The organism is Caballeronia sp. NCF2, assembly GCF_023631205.1.
GTDB classification, from domain to species: Bacteria; Pseudomonadota; Gammaproteobacteria; order Burkholderiales; family Burkholderiaceae; genus Caballeronia; species Caballeronia zhejiangensis.
In genome coordinates, this window is record NZ_JALQDN010000067.1 from 54,186 (window position 1) to 72,481 (window position 18,296).

Sequence of the window (18,296 nt, forward strand, 5' to 3'; positions counted from 1 at the left end):
GATTCAGGCTCGCGCCGCAGCCGAAGATCGCCGGCTCACGACGACGATCATCACGAGACACAAGGTCAACGCCGTCAGCATCGTGCTGATGGCGGCGATGGTCGGATCGATTTCATCGCGCAGCGTGACGAACATGCGGCGCGTGAGCGTCTGATTGTTGCCGCCCGAAATGAAGAGCGCAACGACGGTTTCATCGAGCGCCTGAATGAACACGAACACGGCACCCGAGATCACGCTCGCCTTGATCTGCGGCAACGTCACCGCCATGAACGCGCGAAAGCGATTCATGCCGAGACTGCGCGCGACCATCTCCTGCGTGCGATCGAACGTGCGCAAGTCCGCGCCGACGGAGATGAGCACATACGGCAGGCCGAGCATCGTATCCGCGATGATGAGACCGCCAAGCGTGTTCACATAACCCATCTGCGTGAAGACGAAGAACACGCCCACTGCAACGATGATGATCGGCACCATCAGCGGCAGCATCAGCAATGTGCGCAGATAGCGCAACGACCAGTGCGATCCATACTGGATGCCGTATGCCGCCGCGATGCCGACCGGCGTCGCGATCAAGGCCGCGCACGTCGAGGCCGCAAAGGTGGTCTTCGCCGCATCGATCCACGCGGGATTATCGAAGAACGCGTGATACCAGCGCAACGAATACGCAGGCGGCGGAAACGTGAGGAAACGCGCATCCGAGAAAGACAGCGGCACGACGATGACCACGGGAATCATCAGAAACGCGAGAATCAGCATCACCGATGCACCGAGCGTCACGCGGCCGAACGATAAGGTATTCATTTCGCCCCCAGTGTCTTTTCGAGCGGAATCACGCGGCTCACGCAATAGAAGATCGCGCACACGCAAATAAGCAGCACCACGCTCACCGAGCTTGCCGCGCCCCAACTGTTGTAGATCTCGACGTTGCGGCTGACGATCATCGACACCATCATCGACTTGCCGCCGCCCATCAGCTCGGGCGTGATATAGAAGCCGAGGCACAGCACGAAGACGAGCGTGACGCCCGCGAGCACGCCGCTCATGGACAGCGGCAGAAACACGCGCAAGAACACATGCAGCGGCGAACCGCCGAGACTCGCACCTGCTTGCGAGAGATTCGGCGGAATCTTCTGCATCGCGGAGTAGAGCGGCAGCACCATGAACGGCAACAGGATGTGCACCATCGCGATGATCGTGCCGAACTGGTTATACGAAAGTTGTAACGGGCGCTCGATCAGACCCATGCCGAGCAGCGCCTTGTTGATGAGACCGGTGCGTTGCAAGAGCACGAGCCACGCGTACGTTCGCACGAGCACGCTCGTCCAGAACGGAAGAATCACCATGCCGAGCACGAGCGCGCTCCATCGCGGCGATATCGATGCCGCGAAATACGCGACAGGATAGCCGAGCAGCAGCGTAATCGCCGTCACGATGAAACTGAGCTTGAACGTCAGCAGAAAGGTGTCGAGATAGGCACCGGTAAAGACACGCTTGTAATTGACGAGCGAGAACACGCCGTCGTGATAGAACGATTGCCACGACAGCCACGCGAGCGGCACGACGAGCAATACGACGACCACGAACAGCGCGGGCGCCATCAACAGCAGCATCGCGCGGTCTTCGCGTCGCTGATGCCGCACCGATGGATCGATCGTCGCGGGTTGCATCACGGCGGGGTCCTGGAGAATCCGTTTGGCTGTCGTCATCATGCACCTACTGCATCGAGGAACTGATACCACGCAGCGACGAGCCGCACACCCGGCGCGCGCAACGCATGAAACGGTACGGGCCGCAAGCCGTCTTGCGCGAGCAGCGCGAGTTCGGGCTTCTCACCGAGCGCAAGCGCAGCGGCATGCTGACCGATCAGGCTGGCCATCGCGACACCCGCGCCGTTATAGCCGAGACAGAACGTGGTCGCATCGTCGCTGCGGCCCACGTGCGGCAATGCGTTGAAGGTCATCCCGACATAACCCGACCAGCGAAATTCCACCGGCACGTCCTTCAATTGCGGAAAGAGCGCGACCATCGCGCGTTGCAGCGCATCGAAGCCGGTCGGCTCGCCTTCCTTGCCGAACGCGTCGCGGCCGCCGAACAACATGCGGCCATCGACCTTGCGGAACCACTTCATCATGCGGCGCGTTTCGGTGTAGCTGCGGCGGTTCACCATCAACTGCGCATCGAGTTCCGGAGATAAGGGCGCGGTCGCGATCATCGCGCTTCTGAACGGCACGAGCTCGCGATGATATGAAGCGGTTGCCTCGGTCAGATTCGAATAGGCGTTCGTCGCGACGATGACCTGCTTCGCGCGCACCGTGCCGCCGGGCGCCTTCAACAGCACGCGGCCGTCCTGTTCGCGCGACATGTCGATGACAGGCGTCGCTTCGTAGATCGGCACGCCGCGCACGATCAGACCGGCCGCGATGCCGCGCACGTATTCGAGCGGCAGGATCGTGCCCGCGTCCGCGCTCAACACGCCGCCGACGAAGCCCTTCGAGCCTGTCTCATGTTCGACTTCAGCACGAGATTGCACGCTCATGGACGTATCGTTGAGCGTCGTGCGAATCCAGTCCGCCTCGGCGCATATCGATGCGAGCGCACGTTCCGTATGCGCGCAACGCAGGCTGCCCGTATGTTCGAAGCGCGCGCGTTCGAGCTTGAACTCGTCGACGAACGCCTCGACGGTGCGCACGCCATGGTGCGCGAGCCGATGCATGCGCTTCGCGACATCGATGCCATGCGTGCTCGCGATCGTCGGAAACGAGAGACGAAACTTCGACGACACCACGCCGCCATTGCGTCCGCTTGCGCCCCAGCCGATCGGATTCGCATCCAGCACCGCGCATTCGACGCCGCGCTTTTGCAGCGCATACGCGGCGCTCAAGCCCGAATAGCCCGCGCCGATGATCGCCACTTCGACATCGATATCGCGTGCGAGCGGTGCGCCGGTGCTCATCGGCGCGGCTATCGCCCGCCACAACGAGTCCGGTTGCGGGCGCTGCGGTGTCGTCGGGGCGCGCATGGTCAGGCGGCGGCGCGGAGTTCGTCGTCGACGGCATCCGCGAGCGCGGCGAGCGTCGCGAACTTCCACGTCGGCGTCGTCACGCTCTCGGGCACGGGTGTCGCGCCGAAGCCCTTCATGCCCTGGCGCCGCTCGATCCAGCATGTCGAATAACCGAGCTTCGTTGCGATGCCGATGTCGTGATACTGGCTCTGCGCCGTATGCAGGATCTCTTCGAACTTATAGCCGAACGCCGCCTGACGTCCACGGTTATAGGCAAAGAATTGCGGATCGGGTTTGGCGACGCCGGTCTCATCGCAGCAGACGGTATCGTCGAACGGATTGCCGAGCGTGTGAGCATAGGCCGACAACGCAACGCGATCCGCGTTGGTCATCGCGACAAGACGAAAGTGCTTGCGCAGACGCTTCAATGCCGCCACCGAGTCTTCGAATGCGGGCCATTCGAGCACATCGCGCTGGAATGCCGCGGCGGATTGCGCATCGTCGGGCACGCCGAGTTTGCTCGCGAGATGCAGATACACGTTCGCCATTTCATGACTCGATCTGCCCGGATACTTCGCGCGCCCTTCCATGTACGGCTCGAAGATCTGATCGTCGGTCAGGTCCTTTGCCTTCGCTCCGCCCAGCCGGCGCACGGAATCGAGCACGCCCTTTTCGAAGTTGATCAGCGTGCCGACGACATCGAAGGTCAGGACCTTGAAATCGGTGAGATTCATTGCGTCATCCTTTACGGGTTGCGTATCTACGTTTGCAGTCGAAATCGCCCGTGCACAGGCGGTGAGAAGAAATCAGGCCGACACGACGATCGTGTCTTGCGGATCGAGCGCGACCGTCATCGATGCGCCCGGCTCGGGGATGCGCTTGCGCGCGTCGTGGCTGCCGGGTTGCCGAAGACTGATCGCCGTGCCGTCGGCGAGCGCGGCGAACACGCGCAGGCTCTCGCCTTGATAGAGCACTTCGGTCACGCGGCATGAAAGACGGTTCGCATCCGCATGACGGTTCTCGCCGTCGATGACGAGCTTTTCCGTTTGCACCGCGAGCAATAGCTTCTCGCCGCGCGGCAATGGATGCGCGGTGCGCAGAATCGTATCGCCGAGACGCACGGCATCGTCGCCGGCGCGCGTGACATCGAGCATCGTCGCTTCGCCGATGAAGCTCGCGACGAACGCATCGCAAGGACGGTCGTACAGGCGCTCGGGTGTGTCGATCTGCACGAGCCTGCCGTCCTTCAACACGGCGACGCGATCGCTCATCGTGAGTGCTTCGCGCTGGTCGTGCGTCACGTTGACGATGGTCGCCCCGAGCTGCCGATGCAGCCTGCGCAATTCGATTTGCATGGTCTCGCGCAGTTGCTTGTCGAGCGCGGACAACGGCTCGTCCATCAGAATGAGTTGCGGTTGAAACACCATTGCGCGGGCAAGCGCCACGCGTTGCTTCTGTCCGCCTGAAAGCTGATGGATGCTGCGGCTTTCATAACCTTTGAGTTCGACCATGGCGAGTGCTTCGGCGACGCGCTTCGCCCATGTCGATTTCGGCTCGCGCCGCGCACGCAGCGAGAACGCGACGTTCTCGCCTACCGTCATGTGCGGAAAGAGCGCGTAGTTCTGAAACACGATGCCGATATCGCGCTTGTGCGGTGGCGCAAATGTAATGTCACGCTCGCCGACCCACACGCTGCCCGAGCTCGGCTGCACGAAGCCGCCGAGAATGCCGAGCAGCGTCGTCTTGCCCGAGCCAGAAGGCCCGAGCAGCGAGACGAATTCGCCCGGCGCGATATCGAGCGATACGTCATCGAGCGCCGTCACCGCGCCATAGCGCTTCGTCGCGGACCTGATCGACACTCCCGTTTTAGCGCGTGCGTCCATGTCGTTCGTCTCGTCGGAAATAGAGGGGTTGGGAAAATACTAAGTCGCGATGTTTTTGACGGCAATTCCAAAATTGTTGGATCGGGCATAACATGAAGTCATGCCAAACCTTCGCAAGAAACTGCCGAGCGCCAATGCGCTTTTCGTATTCGAAGCGGCCGCGCGCTGCGGTAATTTCACGCGCGCCGCGCAGGAGCTTTATGTGAGTCAGCCCGCGGTGAGCCGCATGCTCGCGCGCATGGAGGACCATATCGGCGTGCGGCTTTTCGAGCGCGTGCGCGGCGGCATCGAACTCACGGAGAGCGGCGAGATTCTTTATCGCAAGATTTCCGAAGGCTTCAGCGGCATCGAAAGTGCGATCCGCGAAATCGAGGCGCGCGCGACGGGCATCGAGACCGTCACGCTTTCCGTATCGACCGGCTTCACCACGCATTGGCTCATGCCGCGCATGAGCCGTCTGAATCAGGCGTTTCCATCGGTCGATCTGCGGTTTCAATTGATATCGGGGCGCATCGGCGGGCCGCTCGTTGATGTCGATCTCGGCATGCGCTTTGTTCACGACGAAGAGATCGACGAGCACGCGGTGCTCGTGATGCCCGAGATGCTCTTGCCGCTTTGCAATCCGCGTTATCACGAACTCGCAGAGACCGATGCGGCGCGCGCGCATGGCGATACCGTCATCGTGATGGACGATGAAGAACGCGGCTGGCACGAGCGTTTTCATGCGTTCGCTTCAAAGGAGCGCCATGCAGCAGGCATGTTGCGTTTCAACGATTACGCGATCGTCGTGCAGGCGGCGTTGCTCGGACAAGGCATCGCGCTCGGATGGCTCAACGTGACGTCGCACTGGCTCGCGCAAGGCGCGCTCGTGCCTGCCGAAGAAGAACTGGTGGTCACGAGCCGGCGTTGCTGTCTGCTCACGCCGCCGAACAAGTCGATGCGGCCCATCGTCGCCAGCGTGCGCGAATGGATCATCCAGGAAGCGCTAAGCGACATGCGCTCCGTCGAAAGCAAATACCCGCGGCTGGGCTTGCGTGACGCGCTTGCCCAGACCGGCATCGAGCTCGGTTGAGCGCGCTTTTCTGCGCGCGCGCTCGACGAACGCGCTCGGCGTCATGCCGCACAGGCGCTTGAAATGCCGCGCCAGATGACTCTGATCGAAGAAGCCCACTTCCGTCGCGACGACCGATCCTGGCACGCCCGCGAGCAATAACGTCTGCGCGCGCCGCACGCGCAACTCGCACAGGTACTTGTACGGCGAAAGTCCGAATTGCTCGCGAAACACGGTCGCGAAGCGCGACACGCTCAGCGCCGAAAGATCCGCGAGTTGCGCGAGGCTCACGGTCTTGTCGAAATTGGCTTCGATGTAGGCGAGCGCGTCGACCAGATTGGCTTGGCTCATGGCGAAGTCTCGGAAGTAAGCGATTGCGCGCGCGTCGACGAAGCGCGCTGAAATCGTCTGATGGAAAACGAAGAAAGATCGATCGGCGTGCTGCCCGCATCGAGCAATTCGGCAAGCGTCTCGCCCACGCCCGGTCCGATCTGAAAGCCCGATCCGCTGAAGCCGAACGCGTAGAACAGGCCATCGGCTTTCGAACTCGGACCGATCACCGGCTCCGAATCCGGCAGATAGCTTTCCACACCGCTCCACACGCGAATCACATGCAGCGGGCGCATCGCGGGCACCATGCGGCGGAACTGCGCCAGTTGCGCGACGGTGTTCTCGGGCAGGACGGAAGCGCGTCGCGTGTCTGCGTCCGCGGGTCCGGGCGGTCCGCCCCCGAGCACGATATTGCCCCGCTCCACTTGCCGGAAATATACGCTCTCTTCCTTGATCGACGTGTACACGCCCATCGAAGCCTTGAACACGTAAGGCACGGGTTCGGTCACCGCCATTTGCGGGCCGCGCGCGACGAGCGGCACGGGTTCGCCGAATTGCGTCGATAGCGTATTGGCCCACGCGCCCGCGCAAATCAGCACTTGCTCCGCGCGATACACATCGCCCGCCGCGCTTTCCACGCGAAAGCCGCCCGCTTCCTTTTCTACGCGCACCACTTCCGTGTTCTCGACGACGCGCGCGCCGAGCCGCGCGGCAGCACGCCCGAACGCGGGCGCGGCAAGACGCGGATTCGCGTGGCCGTCGAGCGGCGAGATGGATGCGGCGATCACGTCGCGGCCCAGAAAAGGAAAGCGCTCGAACATGGCCGCGCCTTCGAGCACTTCGAGATCGAGGTCGTAAGCGCGCGCATCGGCGGCATAGCGATGAAAGTATTCCGCGTCATGCGCGTGATAGCACACGCGGGTATGCCCCGATGGCAAGAACTCGACATCTTCGCCGAGCAGTTCGCGGGAACGCCGCCACGTTTGCAGCGCGCGATTCGACATTGCGAGTTGCTCCAGCGCGCGGCCTTGGCGACGCACGCCGCCGAAGTTCACGCCGCTCGCCTGTTGTCCGGTCAAGCCGCGTTCGAGCAGGATCACCGAACGCTTGCGACGGCGCAAAAAGAAAGCGGTCGTCGTGCCGACGATGCCCCCGCCGATCACGATCACATCGGCGCGCTCGTTCATTCGCTGGTCTCCAGATCTTTGTGCGGCGCGAGCGCCATGGGCAGAGGTTTCACCGGTGCTTGCCCGCGCAAGCGGCCGACCGCTTCCAGCGGCACGCGTGCTTCGGCTGCAATGACTTCCGCGCCCGCATGTGCGCAGAAGCGGCCCTGGCATCGGCCCATGCCAACGCGCGAAAAAGCCTTCGCGCGATTCGCTTCCTTTGCGCCCATGTCGTTCACGACGCGCCTCAGGTCGCCTGCCGTTATCGCTTCACATCGGCACACGATGGTTTCATCCGGCAAGGCGGCGGCAAAGCGCGCGGGCCACGGAAACGCGGTGCGCAAGCCGGAAGCAAAACGCGTGAAGCGATTTAGTTGCAAGCGCAACTTGTTGGCTTCGTCTTCGCTGCACGTCATGCCGATGTCCTTCAACGCCGCGAGCGCCGCAAGACGTCCCGCGCGCTCGGCGGCATCCGCGCCGCGCACGCGCGCGCCATCGCCGGCAAGATAGATGCCTTTCACGTTGCTGCGGCCATCCACATCGGCGATGGGAAGCCACTGTTGCAACGCCTGATCGAAGCGGAACTCGCAGCCCGCGAGATCGGCGAGCTGTGTTTCAGGGCGCAAGTGATAGCCGAGCGCGACGGCATCGCATCCGACTTGCAGCATCGCGCCATCGGCTTGCCTGACGCGCACGCCTTGCACGCCATGCTCGGGCGTGCCTCGAATCTCGACCGGCGTGATGCCGCGATGAACCGGCACGCGCGCATCTTTCAGCACGCGCATCAACGCAACGCCCTTCCTTAACGCCGATGGAATCGCGAGCAGTTGCGGCAACGCGCGCAGACGCTGCGCGAACGTCGATGTATCGAGCACCGCACTTACTGTCGCGCCCGCCTTCACGTATTGCGCGGCGACGAGATAGAGCAAGGGACCGGTGCCCATCATCACGACGCGCGAACCGATCGCGCAGCCCTGCGATTTGAGCGCGACCTGCGCGCCGCCGAGGCTATACGCGCCCGCGTGATGCCAGCCGGGAACAGGCATCAGCCGATCGGTCGCGCCGCTGCAAATGATGAGCGCATCGAACGCGAGCTTGCGATGACGCGTGCCGCTCACCGTGTGCAGTGCATTCGGCTCGATGTTCCAGACGAGCGTATCGGGCACGTAGTCGATCTTCGGGCGCAACGCATCGAACGCATCGTGCAATGCACGCGCGCGCGCTGTTTCCGTACCGTACAAGGTCTCGTACGTGCGCTTGAATCCTTCCGGCTGACGACGATAGATCTGCCCGCCGTCGCGTCTGCCTTCATCGATAACGACGGGACGCAAGCCCGCTTCGACGAGCGCCTGCGCCGCACGCACGCCGGCCGGTCCTGCGCCGATCACGATCACAGTCGCGGCCATACGCCCTCCTGCGCTTCTGCAAGACGCGTGACGATCGACATGCCTTCGGCCGCCTGCGTCGTGCACGCGCGCACGCGCTCGCCGTTAGCGGTCCACACCCAGCAGTCCTGGCATGCGCCCATTACGCAGAAGCCCGCGCGGCGGCCATCGCCGAACTCGGAGTCGCGCAATGCTTCCTGCGATGTGAGCAGCGCGACCATCAGCGTGTCGCCTTCGGCTGCGAGCGCGCGCTTGCCGTCGATGACGATCTCGAACGTCCTGCGTCCTTTCTCGGCGACTCTCACGAAGCGTCCGCTCATGCCGTCACCGTTTCCATCGACTGCATGCGGGCGAGATCGTCGGCGCTGTGATGACACAGGATGTGCGCGCCCGAAGGCAAAGTCTTCTTCGCGGGCGGCGTCACGTTGCACTTGCCGTCGATGCGCGCCGCACAGCGCGAACGGAAGCTGCACAACTCGGGCGCATCGCTTTCCGGACCGAGCGCGGGCAATGCGCCGAGCGCCATCGCACGACGTGAATCGAGCCAGCCGGGACGCAACGCAGGAACCGAATCGACGAGCAAGCCCGTATAAGGGTGATACGGCGGATGCGAAAGCGCATCGCGCTGGCCCGCTTCGACGCACTGGCCCGCATACAGCACGATGACTTCATCGCAGATGGCGCGCACGGTCGAGATGTCGTGGCTGATGAACATGTACGACACATTCAGTTCGCGACGCAGCTCGGCGAGCAGATCGAGAATCGCCGCGCCGACGACCGTATCGAGCGCGGACGTCACTTCATCGCAGAGAATGAGCTCGGGATTCGCCGCGAGCGCGCGCGCAAGATTCACACGCTGCTTCTGCCCTCCCGACAGGCCGCCCGGCTGACGCTTCGCGATCGATGCAGGCAGCTTCACGAGATCGAGCAGCTCCAGCATGCGCTTTTGCGCGGCCGCGCCCCGCAGACCGTGATAGAAGTTCATGGGCCGCGCGAGAATATCGGCAATGGTGCGGCTCGGGTTCAACGCGGTATCGGCGTTCTGAAACACGATCTGCACGCGACGATATTGATCCAGCGTGCGTTCCGATAGTTTCGCTGGCAACGACTTGCCGTCGAGCAGCACGTCGCCGTGCGCGCGATCGACGAGACCCGCGATCACGCGCGCGAGCGTCGTCTTTCCCGAGCCCGATTCGCCGATCACGCCAAGCGTGCTGCCGCGCGCGATCTTCAGGCTCACATCATCGAGCACGCGCACGGCGGGCACGCCGTTCGCATCTATGCGTCCATAGCCCGCGCTCAGATTGCGGATTTCGAGCAGCGGGACTTTGCGCGCATCGTCGGGCGTTGCGCGTTCCACTTCGGGACGGCGCGTTGCCGCGAGCAACTGGCGCGTGTACTCGTCGGCCGGCGCGTCGAGCACTTGCGCGGTCGCGCCGTTCTCGCGCACGCGTCCACCGTTCAACACGACGATGCGATCCGCCATCTGCGCGACGACCGCGAGATCGTGCGACACATACACGGCCGTCGTGCCCAGCTCGCGCACCACGCCCTTGAATGCGGCGAGCACTTCGATCTGCGTGGTCACGTCGAGCGCGGTGGTCGGTTCATCGAACACGACGACGGCGGGATCGGTGATCAGCGCCATTGCCGCCATCAAGCGCTGCAACTGGCCGCCCGACACCTGATGCGGATAACGATCGCCGATGGTCTCGGGACTCGGCAACGCGAGCGAACGAAACAGGCTGATCGCTTTCTCACGCGCGACAGCGGGCGTCATGAGTTTGTGCAGCAGCGCGGGTTCCGTGACCTGATCCATGATCGTGCGCGCCGGATTGAAGCCCGCCGATGCGCTCTGCGCGACATACGCGACGGTGCGCGAACGCAATGCGCGACGGCCCTTCGCGTCGAGCGACAACACATCGGTATCGCCTATCTTCACCGAGCCGCCCGCGATAGAACAACCGCCGCGCGCATGACCGAGCAGCGCGAGCGCGATGGTCGTCTTGCCCGAGCCCGACTCGCCGATCAGCGCGAGCACTTCTCCCTTCTTCACCGCGAAGTCGACGCCCTTCACGATCTCGACGACGGGATCCGGCGCCGCGCCAGCGACGACGCGCAAGCCTTTCACTTCGATCATGTTCGTGCCTGTGTTCGATGTCATTGGCCGCCTCCATGCGAACGCGCGCCATGACGACGCAAACTGTCGATGAGCAGATTCACGCCTACAGTCAGCGTCGCGATCGCGACTGCCGGCATCAGCACCGCGGGCGCGCCTTCCGCCAGCCCGCCGATGTTCTCGCGCACGAGCGAGCCCCAGTCCGCGTTCGGCGGCTGCACGCCGAGACCGAGAAAGCTCAGGCCCGAAAGCAGCAGCACGATGAACACGAAGCGCAGGCCGAAGTCCGCGAGCATCGGGTGAATCATGTTGGGCAGCACTTCGACGCGTGCGATATAGAAGAGCTTCTCGCCGCGCGCCTTCGCGACCTGCACGTATTCGAGCGTCATGATGTTCACCGCGAGGGAGCGCGAGATGCGGAAGGCACCGGGGATATAGGCGAGTGCGGCGACCATCATCAGCATCGGAATGGACGAGCCGAATGCGGCAATCACGACGAGCGCAAGAATCTTGCTCGGGATCGAAATGAGCGCATCGAACAGGCGGCTCAGCACTTCATCGACCCAGCGTCCCGACACGGCGGCCACGAGACCGAAGAACGTGCCGATGACGCTCGCGGCCACCGTCGCGGCGAGCGCGAGGCCGACCGTGTACTGCGTGCCGTAAAGAATGCGGCTCAGCATGTCGCGGCCGAGATAGTCGGTGCCGAGCAGATGTGCCGCGCTATACGAGCCGAACACTTCCGTCGATGTGAACGCGCCGCCTTTATAAGGCGCGACAACCGGCCCGACGAACGCGACCACGAGCCAGAACACGACGATGAACAGACCGATGAGACCCAGCACCGAAAAGCGGTTGACGAGGCGGCTCATGAGGCCGCGCCTGACGACGACGGGCGCTTGCTCCTGCGGGGCATCGGCGGGCGGCTGATCGTATAGCACGGTTGTGGCGTGAGAAGTGACGTTCCGATTCATCGTTGACGCAGCCTCGGGTTGGAGACGATCTGAGCCAGATCGGCGATGAGCACGAGCGCGAGATAAGCCGCGCAGAACACCATCACGCAGCCCTGCACGAGCGGCATGTCGCGATTGGTGACGGCGTCGACCATGAGGCTCGCGAGACCGGGATAGTTGAAGATCGATTCGACGATCACCACGCCGCCGAACAGATACGAAAGCGAGAGCGCAACCGCATTTGCAATCGGCCCGATGGTGTTCGGCAATACATGCCGTAACACGACGCGCATGGGCGAGGCGCCTTTCAGGACCGCCATCTCCACATACGAAGCGTTGAGCTGATCGAGCACCGCCGCGCGCGTCATGCGCGCCATCTGCGCGACGATCACGCAGCAGAGCGTCATCACTGGCATCGCATAGGTCCGCACGAGCGCGCCGAACGACGATACATCCGACAGATACGACAACGCCGGCAGCCAGCGCAGCTTCACCGCGAAGATCAGCACCGCGATGGTCGCGACGAGAAACTCGGGCACCGCCACGGTCGAAAGCGTGAGCACGTTGAGCACGCGATCGACGAGCGAGCCGCGATACATCGCCGAGAGAATGCCGATGAACAACGCGATCGGCACCGACACCAGCGCGGTCAATCCCGCGAGCACGAGCGAATTCGGCAGACGCGTCGAGATGAGTTCACTGACCGGCAGATTGTTCGACAGCGACGTGCCGAAGTTGCCCGTCACCACATGCAGAAGCCATTGCAGATAACGCGTGACGGCAGGCTGATCGAGGCCGAACTGATGCCGCAGCGCCGCCACCTGTTCGGGCGTCGCCGCCTGACCGAGCGCCTGTTGCGCGGCATCGCCCGGCAAGAGACCGGTGATGCCGAACACCACCATCGACACGATTAGCAGCGTGAGCAGCGCGAGGCCGAGGCGCGCGGCGACGAGTCGTTGCGCATGAGCTTTCATCGGATAAACGCCTCTCTCTCGTTGAAGGTTTGACTGCGCGCGCCATCGGAAGATGGCGCACATCCCGCTTCAAAGCATGCTCATGCCTCGAGCCACACGTTCTCCGCGAACATCCAGCCCATCAGGCCCGCGAGCGGAATGCCGCCCAAGCCCTTCAGCTTCGTCGTATGCGCGTCGAGCGAACTCTGGAACATCGGAATGCCGATGCCGCCGTCCGTATGCACGAGCTCCTGCATGTCGCCGTAAATCTTCTTGCGCTTCGCATCGTCCGGTTCGCCACGCGCGGCGACGAGCATCTGGTCGAACTGCGGGCTCTTCCAGTTCGCTTCGTTCCATGGCGCATCGGATTTGAAGAACTGCGTGAAGATCACGTCCGCACTCGGGCGCGCGTTGATGTTGCCGAAGCCGAGCGGATGCTTCATCCAGTGATTCGACCAGTAACCATCCGACGGCACGCGCGTCACTTGCAGATTGATGCCCGCTTGCGGCGCGACCTGCTGCATCAGCACGGCCATCTCCACGGAACCTTCCGCCGCCGGCGATGCGTACAGTTGGATCGGCGTGCTGCCGAGCTTCGCCTTCTGAAAGTGGAACTTCGCCTTGTCCGGATCGAAGCCGCGTTGCGGCAGACCCGACATGTAGTACTTGTTGCTCGGATCGATAGGCTGATCGTTGCCGATCGCGCCATAGCCGCGGAAGATCGTCTTGCGCATCTGCTCGCGATCCATCAGGTACATCATGCCGCGGCGGAAATCCGCATTGCCGGTGATGCCGCCATCGTCGCGCATGATGAGGTCGGTGTACTGGCCCGTCTTCGTTTCCAGCACCGCGAAGCCCGGCGTGCCCTTGATCCGCTCGGTCGAGCGCGCGCTCACTGCATTGATGAGCTGCACGTCGCCGGACATCAGCGCGTTCACGCGCGCGGGTTCGTCCGCGATGCCGATCAGCTCCACTTCGTCCAGATGCGGCATGCCCGGCTTCCAGTACTTCTCGTTGCGCACGCCGACGGTACGCACGCCCGGCGAGAACTCCTTCAGCTTGAACGGGCCCGTGCCGACCGCCGTCTTGAAGTCCGTCGTGCCGTCCTTGATGACGAGGAAGTGCGAGTCCGCGAGAATCACGGGCAGGTCCGCGTTCGCGCCCGTCAGCGTGATCGTGAGCTCGTTCGGGCCGGTCGCCTTGATTTCCTTGAACTGATCGGCGAGCGTCTTCGCCTTCGAGCCGACCGCCGGATCCTTATGGCGCATCAGCGAATAGATGACGTCCTGCGGCGCGAGCGATTTGCCATCGTGGAACTGCACGCCGCTGCGCAGCTTCACGACCCACACGGTCGCGTCTTTCGTTTCGAGCGATTCGGCGAGCGCCATCTTCGCGCCGAGATGATTGTCGAGTTCGGTCAGGCCGCTGTAGAACATGAAGCCGCGCGCGTAGTCCGTGCCGAGCGCGCCCTTCGCCGGATCGAGCGTATCGGCGGCTGACGACGACTGCGTCGCCACGCGAATGCGTCCGCCCTGCTTCGGCTTGTCCTGCGCGAAAGCCGCGCCGCTCGCGGTGAGCAGACCCGCGCCCGTCATTGACATGAGTCCGCCCGCGGCCATCGCGCGAAGGACATTGCGCCGGGACGCGCCACGGCGCGTCAGTTCTTCCAGGCGTTTGCCGGCATCGGCGTGAACGAGTGCTTCAGGCGATTTGTCGATGCTCATGAACTTCTCCGCGATAGGGACTGTGAATGTTCGACGGCTTGGTTATTGGATGAAGGCCGTCTGTCTTTGCTTTCGATGCTTCAATAGAAAACGTCTTTGATCGAGTAATACGCGCCGACGAGCGGCAGGAACCACGGCTTGCCCGTATGGCCCGGAATCGCGGGCCAGTCGAAATCGCGCCACGGGTTCGCATCGGCGTTGCCGTTCATCACGTCGGCCATGATCTGGCCCATGTGCGTCGACATCTGCGTGCCGTGGCCGCTGTAGCCCATCGAGAAATAGATGCCATCGTGCTGGCCCGCGCGTGGCAGGCGATCCGCGGTGATATCGACGAGACCGCCCCAGCAATAGTCGATGCGCGCACTGGCGAGACTCGGGAAAATCGCTGCGAGATTCGCCTGCAGAATGCGTCCGCTCTTCGCGTCCGATGGACGTTCCGACGCGGTGAAGCGCGCGCGTCCGCCGAGCAGCAAACGTGAATCGGGCGTCACGCGAAAATAGTTGTGCATCAGGCGGCTCGTCGTGTACGAGCGGCGCTGCGGCAACAGTTGCTTCAGTTGTTCCGCTGGCAGCGGCTCCGTCACGATGATGAACGAGCCGACCGGTGCAAGCCTGCGCCGATACCACGCGAACGGTCCATGCTTCGAAGGCCCTGTCGCGATCAGCACTTGCCTTGCGCGCAACGTGCCGCGCTTCGAATCGATTCGATAGGCGCCGCCTTCCTTCGCGATCGCCGTGACTTCAGCGTGCTCATAGAGACGCGCGCCTTGCCTCGCCGCTGCATTCGCGAGGCCGACGGCGAACTTGCCCATATGCATCTGTCCGCCGTGACGTTGCAACAGCCCGCCGTGAAAGGCATCGGACTGCACTTCATTGCGGACCTGCTCGCGATCGAGCACATCGATATCCGGATCGACTTCGCGCCGGATCAACTCGGCGGTCGTCGCGATATGTTCGAGATGATGCGGCTTCGCGGCGAGCTTCAGCTTGCCCGACGCGAGATAGTCGCAATCGATGTTTTCTTCGCGGATCAAACGTTCGACCGTGCTCACCGCCGCCGCATACGCGCGATAACAGCCTTGCGCGCGCTCCACGCCGAGTTGCGAGCGCAGCGCCGCATAATCCTGCGCGACGCCCGTATTGCATTGACCGCCGTTGCGTCCCGACGCGCCGCCGCCCATGCGCCCGGCATCGAGCACGACGACCGACGCGCCGCGCTTCGCCAACGCGAGCGCCGCCGACAAACCCGTGAACCCGCCGCCGATCACGGCGACATCGGCCTGGCCATCCGCCGGGCCTTCGCACGTCGAGATGATCGAAGGCGTGGTATCGAGCCAGTAGGAGTCGAGTTTCATCGGCATTGCTCGCGTGAAGTGGCTTCGATTACAGACCGAGTTGACCGGCGAGATCGCCGATGGTGTCCACTTCGTAATACTCGTAGTACGGCGTGCCCGGCTCGTGGCCGCGCTTCACGAACGCCTTGTGCTTGATGCCCATGTCGTGCGCGGTCATCAGGTCGTAGCGCAGGCTCGACGACACATGCAGCACGTCTTCCGGATTGCAGTTCAATTGATCGAACATGTACTCGAAGCCCTGCATGCGCGGCTTGTACGACTGCGCCTGCTGCGCCGTGAACACGCGATGAAACGGCGCGCCGAGCTTGTCGACGTTGCTCTGAATCTGATCGTCCGATGCGTTCGACAGAATCACGAGCTTGTACTTCTTCGCGAGACGCGAGAGACCTTCCGGCACATCCGGATGCGGGCCCCACGTCGGCACGGCGAGGTAGTATTTTTCGGCTTCGGCTTCGTTGAATTCGACGTTCATGCGCTCGCACGCGCGGCGCACCGAATTGACGATCACGTCGCGATACGGCTTCCACGCGCCGAGCACTTCATCGCGGCGATAGCCCGCGAAGAACTTGACGAATTGTTCGAGGTCGTCGCCCTGCAGGCGGTCTGCGTACATCTCGCGGGTCATGTCGGCCATGCGGAATTTCGTCAGCGTGCCGTAGCAGTCGAACGTGATGTACTTCGGCTCGAAATCGATCATGATGTCAGTCCTGTCGTGTGTTGGTTGAAACAAGAAACAGCGAAGTGTCGAGAAAATTTAAACAAGGCAAAAATGACTGATGGCGTTGAATGCGTGCCTCGCGACGATACAAGTCATGCGTTTTGAGGCGTCGCCACAGCAGAAAATGCGGCGCACGTTTGGAACGATCGTGCGCTTCAGACTTCCGTATCGATGAGCACGCTCTTGAAGCGCAGATTCGCTTCGTAAGCCTGCCGTCCGAGATCCTTGCCAATGCCCGAGCGCTTGTAGCCGCCCGTCGGAATCACGAAATCGCTGGTACGTCCATAGCGATTCACCCATACCGTGCCCGCTTCGATGCCGCGTACCATGCGCAACGCGCGACCGATGTCCGCGGTATGCACGCCCGCAGCAAGGCCGTAGTCCGGATGCGCTGCGAGTTCCAACGCTTCTTCTTCGGTGTCGAACGACTGCACGGTGAGCACCGGGCCGAAGATTTCATTGCGCACGGCGTCGCTCTCCTGCGTGACGTCGCACAGCAACGTTGGCGAATAGAACGCGCCGGGCGTCGCGGCACCGGCACGCTTTCCGCCGCAACGCACGGTCGCGCCGTTCGCGATGCTGCGCTGAACGATCGCATCGATGCGCTGCGCCTGCGGCTCCGAAATGATCGGCGGCAAGGTCGTGCCCGCAGCCCAGGTCGCGCCGGCTTTCAGTTCGCCGAATGCTTGCGCGATGCGATCCGTCAGTTCTTCGGCGATGCCGCGCTGCACGAGCAGCCTCGATCCCGCGACGCACACTTGCCCCGCATTCCCCGTGATGGCGCCCGCGATGCGACGTGCGACCTCATCGATGCGCGGTGCGTCGGCGAACACGATCTGCGGGCTCTTGCCGCCCAGTTCCAGCGTGACCGGCTTCGTGCCGCTTTGCGCGCATGCGGCCATGATCGCGGCGCCGGTGTGCGTCGATCCGGTGAACGTCACTTTGCCGATCCGGGGATGACGCACGAGCGCATCGCCGGTGGTGCGGCCATCGCCCTGAACGACGTTGAAGATGCCCGGCGGCACGCCCGCTTCGAGCGCGAGCTCGGCGAGACGCAACGCGCTGAACGGCGTCATCTCCGAAGGCTTCAGCACGACCGCGTTGCCCGCCGCGAGCGCGGGCGCGGTCTTCCATATGCCCATCACGAGCGGAAAGTTCCACGGAGCAATCGCGCCGATCACGCCATACGGCTCCGCGATCGTCATGCCGAGATGTCGATGATCCGTTGCCGCAACATCGCCGCCGATCTTGTCGGCAAGCTCCGCATAGAAGCGAATGCTCTCGGCGGTGAACGGCACGTCCCAGTTGTATGCGTCGCGCACCGGGCGCGTCGAGCCGATCGCTTCGAGCGGCGCGAGATTCGCAGCGTCGGCAGCGACGAGATCGGCGAACCTGCGCAGCACGCGTGCGCGCTCGCGTGGCGCGCGGCGGGCCCAGTCGCTCTTTTTGAACGCGCTGTAGGCGTTCTGCACGGCGTAGTCGATCATCGCGTCATCGGCGACGGGCACCGAGGCATACGCGACGCCATCCGACGGACGCGTTACCTCGATACGCGACGCGCCCGCATCGATCAGTTCGCCGCCGATGAAGTGCCCGCTTCTGATGACGATGCTGGCAGGATCGAACCGGTCCATATGCGTGAGTCCTCCTCGGCATGT

General features: G+C 63.2%; 17 protein-coding genes. 1 reads left to right on the forward strand and 16 read right to left on the reverse strand.

Annotated features, from left to right (window positions below; all coding sequences use genetic code 11):
* Positions 1 to 3 precede the first annotated feature (3 nt).
* The 5 genes from NCS02_RS26940 to NCS02_RS26960 form a co-directional block, all read right to left on the reverse strand.
* Positions 4 to 801 carry an ABC transporter permease gene (locus NCS02_RS26940; protein WP_008346975.1) on the reverse strand — a complete coding sequence of 266 codons (798 nt, stop codon included), beginning with the start codon at positions 799 to 801 and terminating at the stop codon, positions 4 to 6.
* Positions 798 to 1,709 carry an ABC transporter permease gene (locus NCS02_RS26945; RefSeq protein ID WP_008346976.1) on the reverse strand — a complete coding sequence of 304 codons (912 nt, stop codon included), beginning with the start codon at positions 1,707 to 1,709 and terminating at the stop codon, positions 798 to 800. Before NCS02_RS26945 ends, NCS02_RS26940 begins: the two co-directional genes overlap by 4 nt.
* Complete coding sequence (locus NCS02_RS26950; protein WP_250523368.1) at positions 1,706 to 3,019, reverse strand: NAD(P)/FAD-dependent oxidoreductase; 1,314 nt, start codon at positions 3,017 to 3,019, stop codon at positions 1,706 to 1,708. The genes NCS02_RS26945 and NCS02_RS26950 overlap by 4 nt, the downstream gene beginning before the upstream one ends.
* A 2-nt stretch (positions 3,020 to 3,021) precedes the next feature.
* Positions 3,022 to 3,735 carry an HAD-IA family hydrolase gene (locus NCS02_RS26955; protein WP_250520115.1) on the reverse strand — a complete coding sequence of 238 codons (714 nt, stop codon included), beginning with the start codon at positions 3,733 to 3,735 and terminating at the stop codon, positions 3,022 to 3,024.
* A 72-nt stretch (positions 3,736 to 3,807) separates the two neighbouring features.
* On the reverse strand, positions 3,808 to 4,884 hold the full coding sequence (locus NCS02_RS26960) for an ABC transporter ATP-binding protein (protein ID WP_008346979.1): 1,077 nt from the start codon (positions 4,882 to 4,884) through the stop codon (positions 3,808 to 3,810).
* A gap of 100 nt (positions 4,885 to 4,984) precedes the next feature.
* Between NCS02_RS26960 and NCS02_RS26965 the strand changes: the two genes are divergently transcribed.
* Positions 4,985 to 5,956 (forward strand): LysR family transcriptional regulator, encoded by a 972-nt coding sequence (locus NCS02_RS26965; protein ID WP_008346980.1) that lies wholly within the window; start codon positions 4,985 to 4,987, stop codon positions 5,954 to 5,956.
* Here NCS02_RS26965 and NCS02_RS26970 read toward each other — a convergent pair.
* The 11 genes from NCS02_RS26970 to NCS02_RS27020 all read right to left on the reverse strand — a co-directional run bounded on the left by NCS02_RS26970 (position 5,870) and on the right by NCS02_RS27020 (position 18,272).
* Positions 5,870 to 6,286 carry a helix-turn-helix domain-containing protein gene (locus NCS02_RS26970; RefSeq protein WP_250520116.1) on the reverse strand — a complete coding sequence of 139 codons (417 nt, stop codon included), beginning with the start codon at positions 6,284 to 6,286 and terminating at the stop codon, positions 5,870 to 5,872. The two genes, NCS02_RS26965 and NCS02_RS26970, sit on opposite strands and share 87 nt — an antisense overlap.
* Positions 6,283 to 7,452 (reverse strand): NAD(P)/FAD-dependent oxidoreductase, encoded by a 1,170-nt coding sequence (locus tag NCS02_RS26975; RefSeq protein WP_250520117.1) that lies wholly within the window; start codon positions 7,450 to 7,452, stop codon positions 6,283 to 6,285. Before NCS02_RS26975 ends, NCS02_RS26970 begins: the two co-directional genes overlap by 4 nt.
* Positions 7,449 to 8,837 carry an FAD/NAD(P)-dependent oxidoreductase gene (locus NCS02_RS26980; protein WP_250520118.1) on the reverse strand — a complete coding sequence of 463 codons (1,389 nt, stop codon included), beginning with the start codon at positions 8,835 to 8,837 and terminating at the stop codon, positions 7,449 to 7,451. The genes NCS02_RS26975 and NCS02_RS26980 overlap by 4 nt, the downstream gene beginning before the upstream one ends.
* A complete protein-coding gene (locus NCS02_RS26985; RefSeq protein WP_008346985.1) occupies positions 8,822 to 9,136 on the reverse strand; it encodes a (2Fe-2S)-binding protein in 315 nt (104 codons plus the stop codon). Before NCS02_RS26985 ends, NCS02_RS26980 begins: the two co-directional genes overlap by 16 nt.
* Positions 9,133 to 10,980, reverse strand: coding sequence for an ABC transporter ATP-binding protein (locus NCS02_RS26990; RefSeq protein ID WP_250520119.1), 1,848 nt, complete (start codon positions 10,978 to 10,980; stop codon positions 9,133 to 9,135). The genes NCS02_RS26985 and NCS02_RS26990 overlap by 4 nt, the downstream gene beginning before the upstream one ends.
* Complete coding sequence (locus NCS02_RS26995) at positions 10,977 to 11,909, reverse strand: ABC transporter permease (RefSeq protein ID WP_175981439.1); 933 nt, start codon at positions 11,907 to 11,909, stop codon at positions 10,977 to 10,979. Before NCS02_RS26995 ends, NCS02_RS26990 begins: the two co-directional genes overlap by 4 nt.
* Entirely contained in the window at positions 11,906 to 12,862 is a 957-nt protein-coding gene (locus tag NCS02_RS27000; protein ID WP_008346990.1) for an ABC transporter permease, read from the reverse strand. The genes NCS02_RS26995 and NCS02_RS27000 overlap by 4 nt, the downstream gene beginning before the upstream one ends.
* Positions 12,863 to 12,942: 80 nt before the next feature.
* The gene (locus NCS02_RS27005; RefSeq protein WP_250520120.1) at positions 12,943 to 14,565 is read right to left on the reverse strand and encodes an ABC transporter substrate-binding protein; all 1,623 of its coding nucleotides are present in this window, start codon (positions 14,563 to 14,565) and stop codon (positions 12,943 to 12,945) included.
* Between the two features lie 80 nt (positions 14,566 to 14,645).
* On the reverse strand, positions 14,646 to 15,920 hold the full coding sequence (locus NCS02_RS27010) for an NAD(P)/FAD-dependent oxidoreductase (protein ID WP_250520121.1): 1,275 nt from the start codon (positions 15,918 to 15,920) through the stop codon (positions 14,646 to 14,648).
* Between the two features lie 28 nt (positions 15,921 to 15,948).
* Positions 15,949 to 16,617 (reverse strand): haloacid dehalogenase type II, encoded by a 669-nt coding sequence (locus NCS02_RS27015; protein WP_008346995.1) that lies wholly within the window; start codon positions 16,615 to 16,617, stop codon positions 15,949 to 15,951.
* Between the two features lie 176 nt (positions 16,618 to 16,793).
* Entirely contained in the window at positions 16,794 to 18,272 is a 1,479-nt protein-coding gene (locus NCS02_RS27020; protein WP_250520122.1) for an aldehyde dehydrogenase family protein, read from the reverse strand.
* Positions 18,273 to 18,296: the final 24 nt, after the last annotated feature.